21 protein-coding genes are annotated in these 21,346 nt (G+C 31.9%); 14 read left to right on the top strand and 7 right to left on the bottom strand.

Going from position 1 to position 21,346, the window contains the following annotated elements:
• Positions 1 to 3,305 (bottom strand): beta strand repeat-containing protein (locus ABHQ57_RS10210; protein ID WP_389863606.1); only part of this gene is annotated, 3,305 nt, incomplete at its 3' end.
• 729 nt (positions 3,306 to 4,034) lie between these two features.
• On the opposite strand from ABHQ57_RS10210, the gene ABHQ57_RS10215 reads away from it, so the two are divergent.
• Both ABHQ57_RS10215 and ABHQ57_RS10220 read left to right on the top strand, forming a co-directional pair.
• Positions 4,035 to 4,469, top strand: coding sequence for a MarR family winged helix-turn-helix transcriptional regulator (locus ABHQ57_RS10215; RefSeq protein ID WP_167714170.1), 435 nt, complete (start codon positions 4,035 to 4,037; stop codon positions 4,467 to 4,469).
• Between the two features lies 1 nt (position 4,470).
• Complete coding sequence (locus ABHQ57_RS10220) at positions 4,471 to 5,907, top strand: serine hydrolase (protein WP_167714171.1); 1,437 nt, start codon at positions 4,471 to 4,473, stop codon at positions 5,905 to 5,907.
• Positions 5,908 to 5,946: 39 nt separating this feature from the next.
• Here the strand turns inward: ABHQ57_RS10220 and ABHQ57_RS10225 are convergent, their stop codons facing one another.
• Positions 5,947 to 7,128, bottom strand: coding sequence for a class I SAM-dependent RNA methyltransferase (locus ABHQ57_RS10225; RefSeq protein ID WP_047790156.1), 1,182 nt, complete (start codon positions 7,126 to 7,128; stop codon positions 5,947 to 5,949).
• Positions 7,129 to 7,241: 113 nt separating this feature from the next.
• On the opposite strand from ABHQ57_RS10225, the gene ABHQ57_RS10230 reads away from it, so the two are divergent.
• Complete coding sequence (locus ABHQ57_RS10230) at positions 7,242 to 7,967, top strand: bifunctional 2-polyprenyl-6-hydroxyphenol methylase/3-demethylubiquinol 3-O-methyltransferase UbiG (protein WP_159493763.1); 726 nt, start codon at positions 7,242 to 7,244, stop codon at positions 7,965 to 7,967.
• Positions 7,964 to 8,653, top strand: coding sequence for a ZIP family metal transporter (locus tag ABHQ57_RS10235; protein ID WP_047790154.1), 690 nt, complete (start codon positions 7,964 to 7,966; stop codon positions 8,651 to 8,653). The genes ABHQ57_RS10230 and ABHQ57_RS10235 overlap by 4 nt, the downstream gene beginning before the upstream one ends.
• Here ABHQ57_RS10235 and ABHQ57_RS10240 read toward each other — a convergent pair.
• Positions 8,621 to 8,989, bottom strand: a complete 369-nt coding sequence (locus ABHQ57_RS10240) for a cupin domain-containing protein (protein ID WP_047790153.1) — start codon at positions 8,987 to 8,989, stop codon at positions 8,621 to 8,623. The genes ABHQ57_RS10235 and ABHQ57_RS10240 overlap by 33 nt on opposite strands.
• A gap of 400 nt (positions 8,990 to 9,389) precedes the next feature.
• Between ABHQ57_RS10240 and ABHQ57_RS10245 the strand changes: the two genes are divergently transcribed.
• Complete coding sequence (locus tag ABHQ57_RS10245) at positions 9,390 to 11,288, top strand: family 20 glycosylhydrolase (protein ID WP_167714172.1); 1,899 nt, start codon at positions 9,390 to 9,392, stop codon at positions 11,286 to 11,288.
• A complete protein-coding gene (locus ABHQ57_RS10250) occupies positions 11,285 to 11,863 on the top strand; it encodes a sugar O-acetyltransferase (RefSeq protein ID WP_073184447.1) in 579 nt (192 codons plus the stop codon). The genes ABHQ57_RS10245 and ABHQ57_RS10250 overlap by 4 nt, the downstream gene beginning before the upstream one ends.
• Before the next feature lie 27 nt (positions 11,864 to 11,890).
• On the opposite strand, the gene ABHQ57_RS10255 is transcribed toward ABHQ57_RS10250, so the two are convergent.
• Positions 11,891 to 12,490 (bottom strand): leucine-rich repeat domain-containing protein, encoded by a 600-nt coding sequence (locus ABHQ57_RS10255; RefSeq protein WP_073184449.1) that lies wholly within the window; start codon positions 12,488 to 12,490, stop codon positions 11,891 to 11,893.
• 308 nt (positions 12,491 to 12,798) lie between these two features.
• Here ABHQ57_RS10255 and ABHQ57_RS10260 point away from each other — a divergent pair, with 308 nt between their 5' ends.
• From ABHQ57_RS10260 to ABHQ57_RS10285, 6 genes are all read left to right on the top strand, one after another.
• Positions 12,799 to 13,176, top strand: coding sequence for a hypothetical protein (locus ABHQ57_RS10260; RefSeq protein ID WP_073184452.1), 378 nt, complete (start codon positions 12,799 to 12,801; stop codon positions 13,174 to 13,176).
• A 10-nt stretch (positions 13,177 to 13,186) separates the two neighbouring features.
• Positions 13,187 to 13,744 carry a hypothetical protein gene (locus tag ABHQ57_RS10265; protein ID WP_083574841.1) on the top strand — a complete coding sequence of 186 codons (558 nt, stop codon included), beginning with the start codon at positions 13,187 to 13,189 and terminating at the stop codon, positions 13,742 to 13,744.
• 178 nt (positions 13,745 to 13,922) lie between these two features.
• The gene (locus ABHQ57_RS10270) at positions 13,923 to 14,351 is read left to right on the top strand and encodes a MarR family winged helix-turn-helix transcriptional regulator (RefSeq protein WP_047790148.1); all 429 of its coding nucleotides are present in this window, start codon (positions 13,923 to 13,925) and stop codon (positions 14,349 to 14,351) included.
• Positions 14,351 to 14,773, top strand: coding sequence for an organic hydroperoxide resistance protein (locus tag ABHQ57_RS10275; RefSeq protein ID WP_047790147.1), 423 nt, complete (start codon positions 14,351 to 14,353; stop codon positions 14,771 to 14,773). Before ABHQ57_RS10270 ends, ABHQ57_RS10275 begins: the two co-directional genes overlap by 1 nt.
• A gap of 11 nt (positions 14,774 to 14,784) precedes the next feature.
• Entirely contained in the window at positions 14,785 to 15,420 is a 636-nt protein-coding gene (locus ABHQ57_RS10280; RefSeq protein WP_167714173.1) for a nitroreductase family protein, read from the top strand.
• 436 nt (positions 15,421 to 15,856) lie between these two features.
• On the top strand, positions 15,857 to 16,534 hold the full coding sequence (locus ABHQ57_RS10285) for an SGNH/GDSL hydrolase family protein (protein ID WP_159493760.1): 678 nt from the start codon (positions 15,857 to 15,859) through the stop codon (positions 16,532 to 16,534).
• Here the strand turns inward: ABHQ57_RS10285 and ABHQ57_RS10290 are convergent.
• From ABHQ57_RS10290 to ABHQ57_RS10300, 3 genes are all read right to left on the bottom strand, one after another.
• Positions 16,531 to 17,157: a M48 family metallopeptidase gene (locus tag ABHQ57_RS10290; protein ID WP_073184460.1), complete on the bottom strand. Its 627-nt coding sequence runs from the start codon at positions 17,155 to 17,157 to the stop codon at positions 16,531 to 16,533. The genes ABHQ57_RS10285 and ABHQ57_RS10290 overlap by 4 nt on opposite strands.
• An 87-nt stretch (positions 17,158 to 17,244) precedes the next feature.
• The gene (locus tag ABHQ57_RS10295) at positions 17,245 to 17,664 is read right to left on the bottom strand and encodes a DUF2141 domain-containing protein (RefSeq protein WP_082118675.1); all 420 of its coding nucleotides are present in this window, start codon (positions 17,662 to 17,664) and stop codon (positions 17,245 to 17,247) included.
• Between the two features lie 120 nt (positions 17,665 to 17,784).
• Positions 17,785 to 19,941, bottom strand: coding sequence for a TonB-dependent receptor (locus ABHQ57_RS10300; RefSeq protein WP_167714174.1), 2,157 nt, complete (start codon positions 19,939 to 19,941; stop codon positions 17,785 to 17,787).
• Positions 19,942 to 20,176: 235 nt separating this feature from the next.
• Between ABHQ57_RS10300 and pdxH the strand changes: the two genes are divergently transcribed.
• Entirely contained in the window at positions 20,177 to 20,824 is a 648-nt protein-coding gene (gene pdxH / locus ABHQ57_RS10305; protein WP_047790142.1) for a pyridoxamine 5'-phosphate oxidase, read from the top strand.
• A gap of 30 nt (positions 20,825 to 20,854) precedes the next feature.
• Entirely contained in the window at positions 20,855 to 21,343 is a 489-nt protein-coding gene (locus tag ABHQ57_RS10310) for a histidine phosphatase family protein (protein ID WP_047790141.1), read from the top strand.
• The last annotated feature ends 3 nt before the right edge of the window (positions 21,344 to 21,346 follow it).

Below are 21,346 nucleotides of genomic sequence, written 5' to 3' on the forward strand. Positions count from 1 at the left end.
CTGTTTCCAGCATCCAACCAAACTTGATACGCAGATTTCCCGTCTACTCCGTTGGTTCCATTCGTTCCCGCAGCTCCAGTGTTTCCTTTTAATGAAGTGATAAAATCGGCTTCGGTTCCACTGTTTCCAGCATCTAACCAAACTTGATAGGCTGATTTTCCGTCTGCCCCATTGGTTCCATTCGTTCCCGCAGCTCCAGTGTCTCCTTTTAAAGAGAGGATAAAGTCGGTTTCAGTTCCACTGTTTCCAGCATCCAACCAAACTTGATACGCAGATTTTCCGTCTACTCCATTCGTTCCCGCAGCTCCAGTGTTTCCTTTTAATGAAGTGATAAAGTCGGCTTCGGTACCACTGTTTCCAGCATCTAACCAAACTTGATACGCAGATTTCCCGTCTACTCCATTCGTTCCCGCAGCTCCGGTATCTCCTTTTAAAGAGAGGATAAAGTCGGCTTCAGCTCCGCTGTTTCCAGCATCCAACCAAACTTGATACGCAGATTTCCCGTCTACTCCGTTGGTTCCATTCGTTCCCGCAGCTCCAGTGTCTCCTTTTAATGAAGTGATAAAATCGGCTTCGGTACCACTGTTTCCAGCATCCAACCAAACTTGATAGGCTGATTTTCCGTCTGATCCATTGGTTCCATTCGTTCCTGCAACCCCAGTGTCTCCTTTTAATGAAGTAATAAAGTCGGCTTCGGTACCACTGTTTCCAGCATCCAACCAAACTTGATACGCAGATTTTCCGTCTACTCCGTTGGTTCCATTCGTTCCCGCAGCTCCAGTGTCTCCTTTTAATGAAGTGATAAAGTCGGCTTCAGTTCCACTGTTTCCAGCGTCTAACCAAACTTGATACGCAGATTTTCCGTCTACTCCATTCGTTCCCGCAGCTCCTGTATCTCCTTTTAATGAAGTGATAAAGTCGGCTTCAGTTCCGCTGTTTCCAGCGTCTAACCAAACTTGATACGCAGATTTTCCGTCTACTCCGTTGGTTCCATTCGTTCCCGCAGCTCCAGTGTCTCCTTTTAATGAAGTGATAAAGTCGGCTTCAGTTCCACTGTTTCCAGCGTCTAACCAAACTTGATACGCAGATTTTCCGTCTACTCCATTCGTTCCCGCAGCTCCAGTGTCTCCTTTTAATGAAGTGATAAAATCGGCTTCGGTTCCACTGTTTCCAGCATCCAACCAAACTTGATACGCAGATTTTCCGTCTACTCCATTGGTTCCTGCAGCTCCAGTGTCTCCTTTTAATGAAGTGATAAAGTCGGCTTCGGTTCCACTGTTTCCAGCATCTAACCAAACTTGATACGCAGATTTTCCGTCTACTCCATTCGTTCCATTCGTTCCCGCAGCTCCGGTATCTCCTTTTAAAGAGAGGATAAAGTCGGCTTCAGTTCCACTGTTTCCAGCGTCTAACCAAACTTGATACGTAGATTTCCCGTCTGCCCCATTGGTTCCTGCCGCTCCGGTATCTCCTTTTAATGAAATGATAAAGTCAGCTTCGGTGCCACTGTTTCCAGCATCCAACCATGTTTGATACGCGGATTTTCCGTCTACTCCGTTGGTTCCATTCGTTCCCGTAGCTCCAGTGTCTCCTTTTAATGAAGTGATAAAGTCGACTTCGGTACCACTGTTTCCAGCGTCTAACCAAACTTGATACGCAGATTTTCCGTCTACTCCATTGGTTCCTGCAGCTCCAGTGTCTCCTTTTAATGAAGTGATAAAGTCGGCTTCGGTTCCACTGTTTCCAGCATCTAACCAAACTTGATACGCAGATTTTCCGTCTACTCCATTCGTTCCATTCGTTCCCGCAGCTCCGGTATCTCCTTTTAAAGAGAGGATAAAGTCGGCTTCAGTTCCACTGTTTCCAGCGTCTAACCAAACTTGATAGGCGGATTTTCCGTCTACTCCGTTCGTTCCATTCGTTCCCGCAGCTCCAGTGTCTCCTTTTAATGAAGTGATAAAGTCAGCTTCAGTTCCACTGTTTCCAGCGTCTAACCAAACTTGATAGGCGGATTTTCCGTCTGTCCCATTGGTTCCATTCGTTCCCGCAGCTCCGGTATCTCCTTTTAAAGAGAGGATAAAGTCGGCTTCAGTTCCACTGTTTCCAGCATCTAACCAAACTTGATAGGCTGATTTTCCGTCTACTCCGTTCGTTCCATTCGTTCCCGCAGCTCCGGTATCTCCTTTTAAAGAGAGGATAAAGTCGGCTTCAGTTCCGCTGTTTCCAGCATCCAACCAAACTTGATACGCAGATTTCCCGTCTACTCCGTTGGTTCCATTCGTTCCCGCAGCTCCGGTATCTCCTTTTAAAGAGAGGATAAAGTCGGCTTCAGTTCCACTGTTTCCAGCATCTAACCAAACTTGATAGGCTGATTTTCCGTCTACTCCGTTCGTTCCATTCGTTCCCGCAGCTCCAGTGTCTCCTTTTAATGAAGTGATAAAGTCAGCTTCAGTTCCACTGTTTCCAGCGTCTAACCAAACTTGATAGGCGGATTTCCCGTCTACTCCGTTGGTTCCATTCGTTCCCGCAGCTCCAGTGTCTCCTTTTAAAGAGAGGATAAAGTCGGCTTCAGTTCCACTGTTTCCAGCATCTAACCAAACTTGATAGGCGGATTTTCCGTCTACTCCGTTCGTTCCATTCGTTCCCGCAGCTCCAGTGTCTCCTTTTAATGAAGTGATAAAGTCAGCTTCAGTTCCACTGTTTCCAGCGTCTAACCAAACTTGATAGGCGGATTTTCCGTCTGGTCCTGACGATGCAACTGAACTCCATAAACTACCATCAGAGCTATAAACATCTCCGGAATTAGTATCTACATATAAAACTCCTGTAACAGGATCTACAGAGTTATTAATAGGTGATCCTATACCAGTTAATAACTCATTCTCTTGCAAAAGAGATGATAAATCGACTGATTTAGAACTTGCATTTTCCAACTCAAGAGTAAGAATATTAGAGCTATTTAAGAAGAATTTTTCTATTTGTTGATTATCTACTTGTGTAGTAATCAGGTTTGAGACCGTGGTTATATCTACTAATTGTTCCCATAGCACTCCATTCCAATAATAAAATCCTTTTCCAGAATTTTTATTAGTGTTATAAACTAATAAACTTTCTTTAATTGTATTATTATTTACTGGTAATGATGTACTTAAATCATTAATATTTAATCTAGGTATTAATAAGCCTCTGGAATCTGATTTAATATCTAACTGAGCAGATAGACTAGGTGTTAAGGTTCCAATGCCTACTTGAGCAATAGTAGCTGTGCTTAAAACTAAAAGTACGAGGGTAGCTAATTTTTTCATTATTTACTTTGTTTGGGTGGGACTTCTTGATTATCATGTATAATATTTTATTAAATTGACTTTATTTTTTCTTAAGTATGATTAAATGCTTTTACTAGCACTGTATTAATAGTTAAAAGGTGACACCTGTAAAAAAACACTTAAAGTAAACTGATTTACAATACTCTAACCTCTTACAATTTAATAAAAAAAAATAATTTAGGTAAATATTACTTTTACTCTTTTTAATTATCAGGTAAATTTCCCTTAAGAAATAACTCTTTTGAATAAAGAAATAATTGAACTTTTAAGTAGCTTAATAATTATAAAAATAGAAGTATTAATGAGTCGTCCTAAAATAGGTTGCCTATTAAAAAATATAATTTAAACCAGATAAACTAGTTTATCTTATTTTTTTTGTGTATAAAATTAAGTGTTTTCATATTCAAACCCACGTGTGGTCTTAGATTATTCTAAAATATTTATTGACTTTTTAATGAGTTTTTCTAATTCCTTTTCTCTCTTACATTTATAAATTAAGGATTAATGTTTCAAAATTGCATTAATCCCTTCTGTTAAAGTATTTTGACGACAGTCGTATCCGTATAATCATTTATGATTGTATTCCTTTTCCAAGAACTTTACATCAATAACTAAGCATTTTTTCTCTATCTAAGAAAATGATTAGTCATTATTTTTTTACTTGATATATCAAATAAAATTATATCTTTACTTGATATATCAAACAAAATGAATTTTAATACACCAACCACCACAGTACTATACTCTATTGAGGAAGCTATAAAAGCATACCGCAAATTAAGTCAACATAATATCTCAGAAGTTGTACCTAGTATTACTGTAGATCAGGGTTTGATTTTATTATTACTTGAAAATAATGACAAGTCACAAACTGAAATTGCCGATTTAATTTTTAAAGACTACGCTTCAATGACACGAATTGTAAAATTGATGATAAAGAAAGATTATCTGATAAAATTTACAGACAATGAAGACAAACGAAAAGCTAAATTAGAAATTACAGAAAAAGGAAAAGAAATTATCAAGAAACTAAAGCCTGTAATACACACAAATAGAAAAACTGCCTTAAATACCATTTCTATTAAAGAGCTAGAACAGCTTTATAAAACCTTAAAAAAAATAACTAAAAATTGTAATCATTAAAATGAAAAAATTAACCTACTTACTTGTACTTATAATAACTTTTTCTTGTACTAATAAAAAACCTACTACTTTTAAAAGTCCAAAAATAACTCAAATTGCTAACTATTTAGATTCTTTAGATGGATTCAGCGGAGCAGTTTTAATTGCTAAAAATGATAGCATCATATTCAAGAAAGCTTATGGATATGCTCATTTAGGTCATAAAGTTAAAAATAGAACAAACACAAAATTCAATCAAGGTTCTATTGGTAAGTCATTTACTGCTGTAGCCATTTTACAGTTAATACAAAAAGGAAAACTATCACTTCAAGACAATATCGGAAAGTTTATTCCAAATTACCCTAATAAAACTGTTATAGATTCTGTAACAATAGCTCACCTTTTAACACATACAAGTGGACTACCTCATTTTTTTGCCAGAGAATCCTTTATAAGAAAATCTAAAGATTTATTTAGACATACAAATGACTTTAATTCTCTGTATGAAAATGAACCAATGGAGTCCAAGCCAGGTGAAACATTTTCATATCGTAATACCAATTACTTAATACTAGGTAAAATAATTGAAGTTGTATCTGGTACAAATTATAATAATTATTTAGAAAACAATATTTATACGATAGTTTCGATGAAAAATACAGGGAACTATGACTTAGATCATCCTATTGACAATGCAGCAGAGGGTTACACAACTTCTGAAGTCCACCCAAATAAGCTTAAAATAAATATTCATACGTATCCTGTAAGAGGTGGTGCTCATGGGGGCGGATATACCACCTTAGATGATTTGTATAAGTTTTCTAATGCTTTGAAAGGCTATAAACTACTTAATAAAGAATACACTAAACTATTCACTACTCCTTTAAAAAAAGATAGTTACTATGGTTATGGAATGCAATTTCCAAACCCAAAAGAAGGTAATATATATGGTCATAGTGGAGGACATTATGGTGTAGGTAGCGAATGGCGAGTTTATAAACAAGAAGGATATACTGTAATAATTCTTACAAATAAAGATGCTGATAAAGGCTTTTTAGATGTACGCTATTTCATAGAAAAAACTATTTCTGGAAATACTCCCAAACTAGACAATTACTTTTTTACCAAAAAAGTAATTAAAACTTGCCTAACTAAAAACTTAGAAGAAACAAAGTCTTTAGTTAGAAAATCAAAATTTAAAATTTCTGAAATTGACTTAAATACAAAAGGTTATGATATGATTAAAAGAGGTTTTTATAAAAAAGCTATCGATTTATTTACCATTGAAATACTTTACTTTCCTGAATCATATAATGCTTATGATTCTTTAGGAGAAGCATATATGAGGGACGGACAAATAAGAAATGCTATAAAAAATTATCAAAAGAGTTTAGAAATAAACCCTGAGAACTTAAATGGAAAGGAGAAGTTACGCGAATTATTGGCTATGAATAATTAGCCATAACAAAAACTCCGCCTTTCAGCGGAGTTTTTATTTTTATTCTTCTTCATCGTTAAATGAAGAATTCTTCTTTGCTTTTTTACTACCTTCATACAGTTCGTACTTTACAAAACGGCAATCTAAATCTGCATTTTTAAGCGGTATTCTTTTCGACGTTCGTAACCCTACAAACTTTAGCGCTTGAATATCCGACGTAATTAACCACGCAGTTGAATTTGGATAGTTATTCTTTAAGGTGTCTCCTATTTTTCTGTAAAATTCTTCTACATCAATATTTAAACGCTCTCCATAAGGCGGATTGAACAAAATTGTAGTTTTACCAAATACTTCTTTTTTAGAATTGAAAAAGTTTACGTGATGTACTCCTATAAACTCATCCAAATTAGCATTGATAATATTTTGCTGCGCTTTTCTAACTGCCGATGGAGCCTTATCAAACCCCATAATTTTGAAATGAGAACTTCGTATTTTCTTTAATAACGAATCTTGAATAACAAAGTATAAATCTTCATCATAATCCTTCCAGTTTTCAAAAGCAAAGTGCTTACGGTTGATATTTGCAGGAATTTGATTCGCAATCATTGCAGCTTCAATCAAGATAGTTCCTGAACCACACATCGGGTCAATAAAATTTTCTTCCCCTTTATATCCTGAAAGTAAAATTAATCCTGCTGCCAATACCTCATTAATCGGAGCAATATTCGTAGCACTTCGGTATCCACGTTTGTGTAACGATTCACCTGATGAGTCTAACGAAATAGTTAGCCATTCTTTGTGAATATGTACATGAACTTTTACATCTGGATATTTTAAATCTACATTCGGACGCTTTTTATACTTATGCATAAAATAATCGGCAATAGCATCCTTAGATTTTAAGCTAATATAATGTGAATTTGAAGTAAAGTTTTTTGAATTTACTACCGAACCTATCGCAAACGTTCCATCAACATCCAAAAAACGTTCCCATTTTACACGTTGAATTGCTTCGTATAAATCTTCTTCATCAAAAATTTTACTGCGTTTAATTGGCTTTAAAATACGAATAGCAGTACGTAAAGCTATATTTGCTTTGTACATAAAACCTTTATCACCTCTAAAAGTAACACTCCTTACTCCTTCTTTCACTTCCATTGCTCCTAGTTGACGTAACTCGTCTGCCAAAACACCTTCTAAACCTGCCATGGTTATGGCGGTCATTTTAAAATCTTTTTCCATGTAACTGTAAAATTTCATTGCAAAAGTACAGCTAATTTTGGGTTGTTATGAATCTTTTCTACTTTGAATGTAAAAAACGTAAGTTTTGCGTATTTTTGCAGACCTTTATAATTATGAATACAACAGATTGGTTTACTTCGTGGTTTAACACACCATACTATCATATTTTATACAAGCATAGAAACGATGCCGATGCACAGTTTTTTATGCGTAATATCACTTCTTTCTTACAACTGCCTAAGTTAAGTCGTATTGCTGATTTACCCTGTGGAAAAGGACGTCATGCAGTATACTTAAACTCGTTAGGATATGACGTTGTGGGTGGTGATTTAAGTAAAAATAGTATTAAACATGCCAAACAGTTTGAGAATGACACGCTTCATTTTGAAGTTTGGGATATGCGAGAGCCTATTGAAAGTAAATATGATGGTATATTTAATCTCTTTACTAGTTTTGGTTATTTTGAAGATGATAACGAAGACATTGCTGTTTTAAAAAGTATTAAAAACGGATTAAAAGAAAACGGTGTATTTGTCTTGGACTTTTTAAATGTTGAAAAAGTAAAAAATACACTTATAAAAGAAGAAATAAAAACTATTGATGGTATTGAGTTTAATATTAAAAAAGAAATTAAAGACGGATTTATATTAAAACATATTTCTTTTACAGCTGAAGGAAAATCACACTCGTATACAGAGCGTGTAAAATTTTTAACTTTAGAAAAACTACAATCATATTTTAATAGTGTCAATTTACAAATAACACATGTTTTTGGCGATTACAGTCTTAATGAGTTTAATTCACAATCTTCTGATCGCTTAATTATTGTTGCTAAATGAGTTACTTTTTACTAATTGTTTCTGTTTTAGTAGGTGTTTTATTCGTTTTTACACTAAAACCTAGTAAAACCTTCGTTCGCTTATTATTAGCATTTAGTGGCGCTTATTTACTTTCAGTAACTATCTTACATTTATTGCCAGAAGTATATCTCTACACTAATAACACAAGGTTAGTTGGTATTTTAATTTTAGTGGGAATCATCATTCAATCGGTATTAGAGTCTTTTTCTAAAGGTGCTGAACACGGACATATACATTTACATTCTGACTCGTCTAAGTTTCCTTGGTTATTATTTATTAGTTTGTGTGTACACGCTTTTTCAGAAGGATTACCTATTCATCATGCAGATGACAACTTATTATGGGCTATTGTTGTACACAAAATTCCTATTGCAATAGTTTTAACTACCTTCTTATTACATGCTAAGTATTCTAAAAAAACAGTCTTTTTATTTTTAACCTTATTTGCATTAATGAGTCCCTTAGGTATTTTAGTATCTAACAACGTTCTTTTAGTGAAACAATACCATACAGAAATTACAGCTTTAATAGTTGGAGTGTTTTTACATATTTCAACCATCATTCTTTTTGAAAGCACGGAAAACCATAAATTCAACTACCAAAAGTTTGCTGCTATTATTTTAGGAATATTGTTAACTATCTTCTCTATGCACCAACCCCATTGAGAAAGCAGGTAAACAAACTGCTAAATACTCACAGGGTTCTGTAAATGGATTAGAATATTGAACACGTGTCTTTTTTTCAATTTTAATCGATTGTCCTGCTTCTAACACCACAATTTCACCATCAATATTAAATTGCTTTTTTCCTTTGATTATATAAGTATATTCTTCAAATTCAGGTGTTTGAAAAGGCTCACTCCAGCCTGGAGGTGCTATCATGTGTGCTATACTTACTTTTGAATTTCCATCAGTAGCATTTCCAAAATGCTCTTCAATTAATTTTCCATCTGTCGTTGGTACTACAAACGGGCTTTTTTGAATCTTATATTTTTTACTCATAAGTATTCTATTTATTATTATTTTTAGATTGGACTCAAATAACTTTTCGATTTATAGCTTAAAATTGTCTGTTCTTAAAATATATAAAAACACTTGAAAGAAATTTTCTTAATATGCAAAATAAATTTAATAGATAATTTAGCGATAAATCTTTTATAAATAACAATAACTAAAATAAAAAACTGTGTGTTAAATTATCAATCATAATATTAATATGTTTACAAGCTATAGTAACAACTTCATCATTAACAATTAGAACTTCACACAGAGAGTACTTTGACTTTCTATTCTTATAAATTTTCAAAAAAACAGATACTAAAAGTGCTAAAATCTTACTACTTTACACAACTAAAGTCTAGATTAAACGTATCTTTAAACTTTAATCGCAAATAATATTAATATGAATTTAAGAGGAGTTGTTTTTTTTATTTTTATACTCTCAAACTATTTGGCTTTTGCTAATGATACAATTATAAAACACCTACTTTTTACACCTCAAAAAATATCTATTAAGAAAAATACTATTGCTGTAGAACAAGCACAAATAATGTTTTTAGATAATTTTTTAAAAACAAGTAATAATGAAGCCTTTACAGGTAAACATATTATACAAACTAACAGAGGAAATTTTAAAGTTTGCTTTGAAATAGATAATAGTCTTCCAAATATAGATGCATATGAGCTAGAACTTAAAGCTTCAGAAATTAATTTATCTGCTAAAAATATAAGTGCTTTACGTTATGGTAAACAAACTTTAAACCAATTAATATCTTACGCTAAAGATAAGCACAACTCATTGCCTACCCTTAAAATTAGTGATTGGGCTGATTTTGAAAAGAGAGGTTACATGTTAGATATAAGTCGGAACAAAGTACCTAAAATGGAAAGTTTATATCAGTTAATAGATCAATTAGCAATATGGCGAATTAACGAGTTACAACTTTATACAGAACATACTTTTGCTTATCGTAATCATCCCATTGTATGGAAAAATGCGAGTCCGCTTACAGCCAGCCAAATTCAACAATTCGATTTTTATTGTTTAAAAAAAGGAATAGATTTAGTACCTAACCAAAATTCTTTTGGACATATGGAAAATTGGTTAAAACATGATGAATACTTAAGTTTAAGTGAGTGTGAAACCAATTGTAAAACAAAATGGGGTAATAAAAAAAGGACTGCCCTCGCCCCTACAAACCCTGAATCATTTAAATTAATACAAGAGTTATATGCAGAGCTTTTACCCAACTTTTCTAGCAATTATGCTAATATAGGAGGTGATGAAACTTTAGAGTTAGGTTTAGGTAAATCAAAATCATTATGCGACTCTATTGGTAAAGGAAAAGTATATTTAAATTTTTTAAAAAAGTTAAACACTGAGATTATAAAAAATGGAAAAAAAACTCAGTTTTGGGGTGATATTGTACTAAATCATCCTAAATTAATAAAGGATATTCCTAAAAATATGACTGCTTTAGTTTGGGGTTACGATGCTACTTATCCTTTCGATAAAAATTTAGCTAAATTCCATAAAGCTAACTTAAATTTTTACGTGTGCCCTGGTACGTCTAGTTGGCGTTCTGAAATTGGTAGAAACGCCAATGCCTTTATAAATCTTAAAAAAGCTGCAGTAGCAGGAAAAAAATATAAAGCCAAAGGTTATCTCATAACAGATTGGGGAGATTTTGGGCATTTTCAACCAAAATCTGTCAGTTATCCCTCCTTAATTTTAGGAGCTAATTATGCATGGAATTACTCTGATAAAACAGAAAAAAATTTAGCCTTTCTTTTAAACAGGTTTGTATTTAAAGATGCTACAGGTTATGCTGCCAAAGCTGTCTTAACTTTAGGAAATTCTTACTTAAAAGCTAAAATACCTGAAGGAAATGCTAACGCTTTTCATTTAATGATTAGACGATTTAGATGGACTATAAAAGGACATTACCAAACCAAACATATTACCAAAAGTGGTTTATTAGCTTCTAAAGTTGAAATTAAAAAAGGACTCGCATTATTACATAAAGCACAACCAACAGCTTTAGATTCTTTAATCGTTATTAAAGAACTAGAACAAGCTTCTAAACTGGCTCTTTTTGGAATTGATTTAGGTTTAGCAAGATTAACAGCTAAAAATACGGCTACAAAAAATATTCCACAGAAAAAAAGAAAGGAATTAGCTTCTGAACTTACAACTTTAATAGAAAACCATAAAACAATTTGGTTACTTAGAAACCGAAAAGGAGGGCTACAAGATTCTACCGAAAAACTAGAAGACTTACTAAATTATTTAAAAGGATGACAGAAAAACAAAAAATGCTAAATGGTGACTACTATAATTCAAGAGATCCTGAATTAATTAAAGTTTACCACAAAGCCAGAAAGTTATTAAAAGAATATAATTTCTTAAATTCAGAGTTAACACTAGAACGAGATAGAATTTTATCTGAACTCTTTGCTTCAAAAGGTAATGGAGTTTGGATAGAAACGCCTTTTTTTTGTGATTATGGTGAAAATATTTCTATAGGAGAAAATACTTTTATAAACACTAACTGTATGTTTTTAGACAATAATAAAATTACCATTGGTAAAAATTGTTTAATAGCTCCTTATGTACAAATTTATACCGCTACACACCCCATAAAAGCTTCTGATCGTATTATTAACTCCAATAACACAACTCATTATCTAACTTCAACCAAACCAGTAACTATTGGAGATAATGTTTGGATTGGTGGTAATTCTATAATTTTTCCTGGAGTATCTATTGGAAATAATGTAACTATTGGGGCTGGTAGTACTGTTACTAAAAACATCCCCAGTGATGTGCTGGCTTTCGGCAACCCATGTGAAATAAGAAAAAAGTTAGATAGTTAACTATTAAAAAATAAAGAAGTTTATTCCTTAATATATTACGAAATCAATATTTTCAATATCTGATCCTCTAAAAGCTCCAGTAATACTATCTTCTAATTTTTGAGGTAAAGTTACCTTTTTTAACTTTTTGCTATCCTTAAAGGAGTCGCTCCCTAATGTTGTTATGTGCTCTGGAATTGTAAGTTCTTCAAAATTATTTTCAGCAAAACAATCATTACATAATTTAGTGACCGATTTTGGTAAATCTATACTCGTAAGTGCATTTCCTACAAAGCAAAACATATGAATTGTTGTTAATGATCCTTTTATAATGAGTTTTTCAATTTTATTTCTTCCAAAAGCTCCACCTCTTATTTCTGTAACTTTTGACGGTATAACTAACTCTTTAATTTCATTTTTATAAAAGGCATCCTCGTCTATATACTCTAAAAATTTTGGTAAGATTACTGCTTTGAGCCCTTTATCATCAAAAGCCTCCCTTAATATATACGTTACAGGTTTATTGTTTATATAGTCGGGCATCACAACACTTGTTGATTGTCCTATATAATCTAAAATTGCAATACCTCCGTTGAACTCTCTAAAAGAATACTCTTCATTTTTTAAAATCGTAACCTGCTCTTTCATTCTGTTTATTTTGTTTTATTGATAATTACAAATACTAAAATTATATAGAAGAAAGTGATTTTTGAAAAGTAATTTGTTTTCGTTGCTATTGTTTTTATATTCGTTTCAAAAAATATTGTTTTATAGTATGAAAAAACTACTCACAACAATATTTCTTATAATTTAAATTTTTCTTTTAGTTAATCCAGGAATCAGGCTCTGTAATAACTGATAGTAAAACAAAGGAAAAAATCCGGTATGTAAATTATTTAAATAGTTTAAGTAAAACACCGACACATTGTTAAAAAAGAAATAATAAACTTTTATCTATGAATAAAATTGAAATAGCAAAAAAATATATAATGCATCTCCAAAACGGAAACATAAAAGAGATTATTAGTTTATTTAATAGTAATGGGATTGTTGAATCACCTATTTATGGAATAAGAAAAGCCGACGAATTTTATCTTGAATTAAATAATGACACTTCTAACTCTGAACTTTTCATAAAAGGAATTTTTGAACAAAATAACTCTAATAATTTAGCACTCTACTTTACTTACAAATGGACTTTAAAGAATAATAAAAAAGTAGAATTTGATGTTGTTGATATTATTGAGTTTGATTCTGAGTACAAAATAATGAAACTAAAAATAATTTATGACACAGTGACTTCTAGAAAATTTGTCAATGAATTAAAAAAATAAAAACTATGAAATGAATACTATGATTTGCGGAATTGGAACGTCTAAAATTTTAAGTACTGAAATAGAAATAGTAAAGTACCCCTTTAAACCTTCATTAGTATTTCCTAATAAAAAAATTAAAGCTTGTGAAATAGACGCTATATGCTACCAATCTTATCCTCCTTTAATCAAAATTAAGGATGAAGTAATTTTTATCCAAAAAGAAAAAGCTGAACTTTTAAAAAGTTTTGTTAAAAAAAACAATATTACAACCTTTAAAGAGTCTAAAAACTGGAATTGGCTGTTAGAGCCTTACCTTGACACAGTTTATACACATGAAGATGATTTAAATATAATAAACTTGTTAAATACAAACGGTATTTCTACCCCTGAAATCTTGCAAATAAGAAATGAAGTAGGTAAACAAATGTATAAATACAATTTTAACACCATGCTTTGGAATTGGTTTAGCTTAGGGCTGCCTGATGTTTTAGCTGCAATGAGAGTAAAATATAGAGAAAAAGAGTTTGCTAACTTTTATAAAAGAGCAATGGAAATTGAGTTAAGAAAGCCCTATCTAATTAAATAGCACACCAAACTTTTTAAATAGCACACCAAACTTTTTAAATAGCACACCAAACTTTTTAAATAGCACACCAAACTTTTAGGAACTAAATTAGTTAATACTATTTTCACGTAAAATTAACACAATTAAATTGCGTACAACTTAATTTCTGGGTATTTTTGTGTTGTTATTTAAGTAAATTATGTCAGAACAATTAAAATTAAAAAATCAAGTATGTTTTCCTGTATATACACTTGCCAAGGAAATTATTAGTTTATACAGACCTTTATTAAAAGAGGTAGACTTAACCTATCCTCAATATTTAGTAATGATGGTTTTATGGGAAGAAGGCAATCAAAGTGTATCTGAAATTGGCACTAAACTAAACTTAGACAGTGGCACTCTTACTCCTTTATTAAAAAGACTAGAGCAAAAACACCTTATAGAAAGGAAAAGAGAAACCACCGATGAACGTGTTGTAAAAATTAACCTTACAGATAAAGGTAAAAGCATACACAAAAAAGCAACTTGTATTCCTGATCAAATGATGACTTCATTAAATGTTTCTACAGAAAAATTAATAGAGCTTAAAAACACAATAGAATATATTTTAAATCAAATTAATAAATAATGAAAACAATTTATAATATCAGCGCCAAAGCAACTGGTGGAAGAAATGGACATGTAAAAAGTGAAAACGGAGTTTTAGAACTTGATGTTAGACACCCTAAAGCCCTTGGAGGCGCTAATGACGACTATCCAAATCCTGAAATGCTTTTTGCAGCAGGATATTCGGCTTGTTTTGACAGTGCATTAAACCTAGTTATTAAAAAATCTAAAATTAACACTGGTACAACTACCGTTAAAGCAACAGTAAGTATTGGCCAAATAGAAAATGGAGGCTTTGGACTTGCAGTAGCCTTAGATGTAAATATTCCTGAAGTTTCTTTAGAAGAAGCTAAAAATTTAACCGAAAAAGCACATCAAGTATGTCCTTATTCAAATGCTACAAGAGGAAATATTGAAGTAACATTAAATACAACAAATAATTAAATATTAATACAATGTCATTAATAGAAAACCTTAACTGGAGACATGCTGTAAAAGCTTTTGACCCAAATAAAAAAGTAAGCGAAGAACATATTGAAAAAATTATAGAAGCTGCTAGATTAGCACCAACCTCATCAGGACTACAACAGTTTAGAGTCATTTCAATATCTAATCAGGAAGTTAAAGAAAAATTAGTACAAGGAGCCTTAAACCCTGACTCTATGAAAGACTGCTCACATGTATTAGTTTTTGCTGCTTGGGATAACTATACCGCAGAAAGAATAGATAAAGTATATGATTTTACTACTGATGAAAGAGGTTTACCTAGAGGAAGATTTAGCAGTTATACAGATATGCTTAAAAAAGCATATTTAAATCTTCCTAATGAAGTTAATTTTGCACACACCTCAAGACAAACTTATATTGCTTTAGGCTTAGCTCTAGCACAAGCAGCAGAGTTAAAAGTAGACACTTGTCCTGCAGAAGGATTTGACAATAAATTGGTTGATAAAGTTTTAGAGTTAGATAAAATAGGCTTAAAAAGTGTATCATTGATGTACATTGGATATGCCGATGATGAAAAGGACTGGATTAAACCAATGAAAAAAGTTAGAATTCCTAGAGATGAGTTTGTTATTGATGTAAAATAGTACAGCAATAAACACCGTTTTATTAAAAAGTAAAACACTTAACTAAATGCTTTTCTTACAGCTTTGCCTGTTTATAGAAAAGCATTTGTTTTTTATTAATATAAATTCCATACTTCATTTTACAATGAAATAAGATATAAAAACGCAATGTACTTTTACACTCAAATAAACACGTAAGTAACTATAAACACTTTAGAAAACACATTATTAATCTATTCAATAAAAAAAACGCTCTTTTGCTCATCAATATTTAGATTGGAGTAATAGAGGACATTATATTGCAGGAGCATTGGGAGCTTCTCTTCTCAAAGCAATGATTAAAAAAGATTGGTTACGTAAAAAACCAAACTCTAGAGAAATTATTATTACCTCTTTTGGTAGAATAGAATTGAAAAATAAGTTAAATTTAGAGGTATAAAACATAATACTAACTTCTTTGAAAAAACTACTTTACTTACTTCTCTTTCTTCAACTTCCAGTTCAAGCACAACAAATATTATTCGTTGGAAATAGTTTAACCTATATGAACAACATGCCTAAAATGTTGGAGTATATTGGTAAACAACATGGTGTTACTATTAAAACCAAGAGCTTATGTTACCCTAATTACGCTATTATTGATCATATTAACGAAGGAAAACTTCAAAAATTACTAGCTAAAAAACAATTCGATTATCTAATTATTCAACAAGGTCCTTCCTCACAAGCAGAAGGAAAAAGAATGCTAGTACAAGATGGGGCTACAATAAAAGCCTTTTGCGAGCAATATAACACCAAACTTGGTTACTTTATGGTATGGCCATCCGTTAGATATTACCATACTTTTGATAAAGTAATTGAAAATCACAAATCTGCCGCCAAACAAAATAATGCTTTGTTATTTCCTGTAGGTAATCTATGGAAAGAATACAATACTTATAAAGGCAAAGAGTCTTTATATAGCTTAGATAACTTTCATCCTTCAACAACTGGAAGTTTTGCAGCTGCCCTTACTATTTTTCATCAATTATATCCAACAAAAAACCTTCAACAACTCCCTTTTAAAAAGTATAAAAAATGGGTAGCTAATGAAGATTCTTTTAACTTGTTAGTTCAGTTAATAGAAAAGTATTAGGACTTCATACACTTTTTCAACACCTGTTCTGCCCTTTGTATATTAAATTTAGGATAAAATTTTTCTTTTATTTTTTCTTCCTTTCCTAGTTCAATGGCTCTTTTTACATTATTACAAAAAGGCTCTGTAGACTGCCCGAAAAAACGAGCTGCTCCCATATCTGACTCTGCTTTACTCAAAATAACTCTCGGATTATTAGGAGCTATTTTCAATGCTTTTTCATACAACGCCGCATTTTTCATAGACATCGTCATTCCATATTTCTGTCCATCAAAAGCCATATATGAAACATGTAATAATGCCTGTGTAATTAATATTTCAGGGTTTTCTGGTGAAATGGATTTTGCGATATCTAAAAACTCTTGTGCCTTATTTAATTTAGCTATTAACGTTGCTTCTTCTTTTATTTGAAAACTTTCTAAAATGTTAATCATTCCTGCGTAATAAGACGGCAACCAGTTGTCTTTTTCTGCTTTAGAAATACGTTCGAATAATTGAGCTGCTTCCGTTGTTTCATTTGCTCCCCATAACTCAAATGCCTTTGTCATTCCTTTTTCGTATTTACTTTGTGCTGAAACACTTATTGTAAATATTAATAGTACTAATGTGATTATTTTTTTCATCTTTTTAATCTTAATTGTTTTGTTTTTATTACTCTACAGGAAGTAGGATATCTTCAATACTCTATCAAGTAACTAATTCTTCTTTTGTTAATTTATATTAATTACTAATGATATGTCTTTATTTACCAAGAATTTGGCGTCTTTATATTTTGGAGGTCCCATAAATCCTTTTGCATCGTTAGAAACTCCTATTGGCTCTTTTGGTATTCCTATAAAGTTTGTATCCATTTTTTTATTATTATTTGTATCATGAAAGCAAGAAACCGCATATGTGCCTTTTGGAATATCGTGAAACTCAACCCTAGCCTTTTTATTAGTAATCTTTACGATCTCTCCCTTATACCCTTCTTTTAAAAAACTTTTCTCCGTATTGTATAATGCCACAAATAATGCACCTTTATCTGATTTTATCCCTTTAAAATCAATTGAAACTGTATGTGTATTTTGGGCTACCATAGCTGTTAAGCACCCAAATAAAATTATCATTGTTAAAATTGTTTTTTTCATCTGTCTCGTATTTATTTTAGATAATATTGATTATTATTTTGACTATTCAAATATCTTTTGATTTTCGTTAATTATATAAAAAAGAATACTGAATCGTTATTTTTAATTACTGAATTGTTGTTATAAGTTATTTAACTGGTTGTCCTTTTTATTATCACTAATCGTCCAAAAGAATCCTACGAAAAAGAAACTATCCGCTGATGGTATTATAGCTTGTCTATTAAAAGTCCCAGCTGGATTTGGTGTGTTTTTATAATTATATCCAAACACATTTTGTGTTCCTAAAACATTATTTACTGAGAAATACAAAATTTTTTGCTGACTAATTAAGTATGCCCAATTTAAGCTTACAGAATTATAATTTTTAGTTTTCTGATTCAGAAACCCACCTTTATTAGGGTTTGTATAACTTCGTCCAGATGCAAAATTATAACTCATTCCTACTTGACTTTTCCAATCTGCAATCCAATGTTTTGCTACGACTGATAAGTTGTGTTTTGATGCAAAGTTTGGTGTAGCTTTTACTGGGTAGTTTTTATAATCTCTTTCAGTATCTAAAAACGAATAGGAAACCCAATAATCTGTGCTTTTTACATTTTTATTATCTCTCCAAAAAATATCTATTCCTTTTGAATACCCTTCTCCTAAGTTTGAGAAATTTGAATAGGATAATGCTCTATCATTATCATATTTTACTAAATCTTGATACTTTTTATAATATCCTTCTATTCTTAAAATCTGTTTGTTTTTAACATACTGATAGTTTGCTATAAAATGAGAAGTATTCTCTGCTTTAAATTGCATGTTGAATTTTAAATATTCATTTTTCGGATTTTGATAAAAGCGTCCGTAAGCAAATGAAAACTGTGCATTTTCTCCTGTTTTATAAGCTATAGAAGCCCTTGGTGAAATGGTGAACTCATCTAACAATTCAGAGTTTTCCATGCGTACTCCTACTTTCGTTGCTAACTTTTTACTAAAAAAGATATCTGCTTCAATAAAACTTCCAAAGATATTATTGTCAAATCCGTACGTAGTATTTCCATTCGTTTCACTTCTATAATCTTCAGAGAAATCGGTTATAAAATATTCTGCACCAAAATTCAGTTTAAATCGGTTTGAAAATCTCTTTTTCAACGTTGCCTTAACATGAGCTGAGTTTTCATTATCTACAACCTTATCATCCAATATGTTTATCTTTGAATTATCATTAGTAAACGATGCTCCTCCTGTAACTGTCCAGTTATTAGTTAAATGTTGTTTATAAGATCCATTGAAATACACGTTTCTATTTTTCAACCCAAAACGAAATCCATCTTCATAATTAATATCCTCTTGAATCATATCAAAATCAGTATAACTATAAGCTCCGTACAACTTCAACAAAGACTCATTTTTAAATCTAAAACGATATACAGCTTCACCATTTAATGATTGCACTGGTTTATTCCAAGTATTCCTATCGGGAAATAATTTTTGATAGGGTGCTAAATTGATATAAGATGCGTTCACACTTAGTGAGTTTTTTCCAAATATCTGAGTGTTTCCTACTCCTAAACCAACTGTCATTAGTGAGATATCTGTCTTCTCTTTTACTGCTTCGTCATTCGTGTTTAGTAATAAAACACTTGACAATGCTTGACCGTATTCTGCTGAATATCCTCCTGTTGAAAACGTAATTCCTTTAAATAAAAACGGAGAAAATCGACCACGTGTAGGAATGTTACGTGCCGAAGGACTATACGGAGTATACACTCGAACTCCATCTATAAAAATTTGTGTTTCCTCCGCCTCACCTCCACGCACAAACAAACGTCCATCTTCACTAACCGAAGAAGTCCCTGGCAAGGTTTGCAAGGCTCCAACAAAATCTCCCAGTGCGCTTGCAGTGGTTACTACATCTAAAGGTTTTAACGCTGTTACTTTGGCATTATCTCCGGCTTCAAAAGTTCCTGCATTTATAGTTACTGCATCCAACGTATTTACATCTTCACGAAGTATTATTTTTAAATTCTTAAACGTTGATACTTCAGCTGTTTTTATATACGTTTCAAAAGAAATAAAAGACACTGTTAATGTTTGTTCTCCTTCTTCTGAAGTTATAAAAGAGAAGTTTCCTTTTTCGTCAGACGAAGTTCCGTCATAAGTTCCCTCTAAATATATATTTGCCCCTTCAATAGGATTTCCTTTAGTATCAGTTACTTTTCCTGCAATAGTAGTTTGTGCAATTAATAATGTATGAGTTAAAAAACATACAACAAGTAATAAATGTTTCATTTTGTTCGTTTTTGACACCACAAAACTGCTTTCTTTTCAATCTTTAACACAAAAAGAAATACTCAACTGTATAATTTTACGGATGAATTGTTTTGCAAATCAAAACTAAGATTACTTAACTCTCCTTATTTTACCTTTCTTGCTTTTATTTATTCAAATCTTGCTAAATTTTAATATGTAAGGCCTACAATACTTTTGATAAAGTTGTACTTTTACATAGTATAAATTAACAATAATGGCACACGATTTAAGTGACTATAGAAAATCTTACGAAAAAAGAGAGTTACTAGAGAATAATTGTCCTAAGAATCCTATTGAATTGTTTAGGGATTGGTTTTTTGTTGCAGATGAATCTGAAATGGTAGAGGAAGCAAATGCTATGACGATTGCGTCTATCGGGTTAGATGGCTTTCCAAAAAGCAGGGTTGTTTTATTAAAAAAATACACTTGGGAAGGTTTTATTTTTTATACCAATTACAATTCAGAGAAAGGAAAGGCTATTTTAAATAACAATCATGTATGCCTATCTTTTTTTTGGGCTGGTTTAGAACAACAAATTATCATTAAAGGAAAGGCTGAGAAGCTTGCTGAGAATTTGTCTGACGGGTATTTTGAATCGAGACCAGATGGAAGTAAATTAGGTGCTTGGGCTTCTAATCAAAGTGAGGTAGTTACCTCTCGTAATGAGCTGGATAACAATCTTGCTTCTTTTGAAAAAAAGTTTGAGAATCAAGAAATCCCTAGACCTAAACATTGGGGTGGTTTTTTAGTAAAACCAGTTTCTATTGAGTTTTGGCAAGGGCGCCCTAACCGTATGCACGATCGCATTCGATACACCTTACAAAAAGATTTTTCTTGGAAACTTGAACGTTTAGCTCCTTAGTTTTATATTTACATAGCTTTTTATAATTAAATGAAAACACTTTATATTGTTCGTCACGCAAAATCATCATGGAAATATGAGAGCGTTAAAGATATTGACAGACCTTTAAAAGAACGTGGTATTAACGATGCCCATCTTTTATCTAAGTACCTAGCGGAAGAAATAAAAAGACCTGACGTATTTCTTTCTAGTAGTGCCAACAGAGCACTTCATACAGCTGTTATTTTTTGTGAGAACTTTGGATATCCTTTATCCAATCTTAAAATAAAACGTCAATTGTATAGCTTTAGTGATGGTTATTTAGTAAAAACAGTAAAAGCTCTTGACGATAGCTTTAACAGTGCTATTGTTTTTAGCCACGACCATGGTATAAATAGTTTTGTAAATAAATTTGGAAACAAACCTATTGCACATGTAACTACTTGTGGGGTTGTTGGAATAGAGTTTGATACAAAGCATTGGAAAGATATTAAAAAAGGAAACACAGTTTTAGTCGAGTTTCCTAAAAACCATAGATAAATT

The organism is Tenacibaculum sp. ZH5_bin.1 (genome assembly GCF_042865525.1).
Lineage (GTDB): Bacteria > Bacteroidota > Bacteroidia > Flavobacteriales > Flavobacteriaceae > Polaribacter > Polaribacter mesophilus.

Coding starts and splice junctions, on each gene's coding strand:
- ABHQ57_RS10215 (WP_167714170.1), top strand. CDS start 4,035: ATGAATTTTAATACACCAACCACCACAGTACTATACTCTATTGAGGAA.
- ABHQ57_RS10220 (WP_167714171.1), top strand. CDS start 4,471: ATGAAAAAATTAACCTACTTACTTGTACTTATAATAACTTTTTCTTGT.
- ABHQ57_RS10225 (WP_047790156.1), bottom strand. CDS start 7,128: ATGGAAAAAGATTTTAAAATGACCGCCATAACCATGGCAGGTTTAGAA.
- ABHQ57_RS10230 (WP_159493763.1), top strand. CDS start 7,242: ATGAATACAACAGATTGGTTTACTTCGTGGTTTAACACACCATACTAT.
- ABHQ57_RS10235 (WP_047790154.1), top strand. CDS start 7,964: ATGAGTTACTTTTTACTAATTGTTTCTGTTTTAGTAGGTGTTTTATTC.
- ABHQ57_RS10240 (WP_047790153.1), bottom strand. CDS start 8,989: ATGAGTAAAAAATATAAGATTCAAAAAAGCCCGTTTGTAGTACCAACG.
- ABHQ57_RS10245 (WP_167714172.1), top strand. CDS start 9,390: ATGAATTTAAGAGGAGTTGTTTTTTTTATTTTTATACTCTCAAACTAT.
- ABHQ57_RS10250 (WP_073184447.1), top strand. CDS start 11,285: ATGACAGAAAAACAAAAAATGCTAAATGGTGACTACTATAATTCAAGA.
- ABHQ57_RS10255 (WP_073184449.1), bottom strand. CDS start 12,490: ATGAAAGAGCAGGTTACGATTTTAAAAAATGAAGAGTATTCTTTTAGA.
- ABHQ57_RS10260 (WP_073184452.1), top strand. CDS start 12,799: ATGAATAAAATTGAAATAGCAAAAAAATATATAATGCATCTCCAAAAC.
- ABHQ57_RS10265 (WP_083574841.1), top strand. CDS start 13,187: ATGAATACTATGATTTGCGGAATTGGAACGTCTAAAATTTTAAGTACT.
- ABHQ57_RS10270 (WP_047790148.1), top strand. CDS start 13,923: ATGTCAGAACAATTAAAATTAAAAAATCAAGTATGTTTTCCTGTATAT.
- ABHQ57_RS10275 (WP_047790147.1), top strand. CDS start 14,351: ATGAAAACAATTTATAATATCAGCGCCAAAGCAACTGGTGGAAGAAAT.
- ABHQ57_RS10280 (WP_167714173.1), top strand. CDS start 14,785: ATGTCATTAATAGAAAACCTTAACTGGAGACATGCTGTAAAAGCTTTT.
- ABHQ57_RS10290 (WP_073184460.1), bottom strand. CDS start 17,157: ATGAAAAAAATAATCACATTAGTACTATTAATATTTACAATAAGTGTT.
- ABHQ57_RS10295 (WP_082118675.1), bottom strand. CDS start 17,664: ATGAAAAAAACAATTTTAACAATGATAATTTTATTTGGGTGCTTAACA.
- ABHQ57_RS10300 (WP_167714174.1), bottom strand. CDS start 19,941: ATGAAACATTTATTACTTGTTGTATGTTTTTTAACTCATACATTATTA.
- pdxH (WP_047790142.1), top strand. CDS start 20,177: ATGGCACACGATTTAAGTGACTATAGAAAATCTTACGAAAAAAGAGAG.
- ABHQ57_RS10310 (WP_047790141.1), top strand. CDS start 20,855: ATGAAAACACTTTATATTGTTCGTCACGCAAAATCATCATGGAAATAT.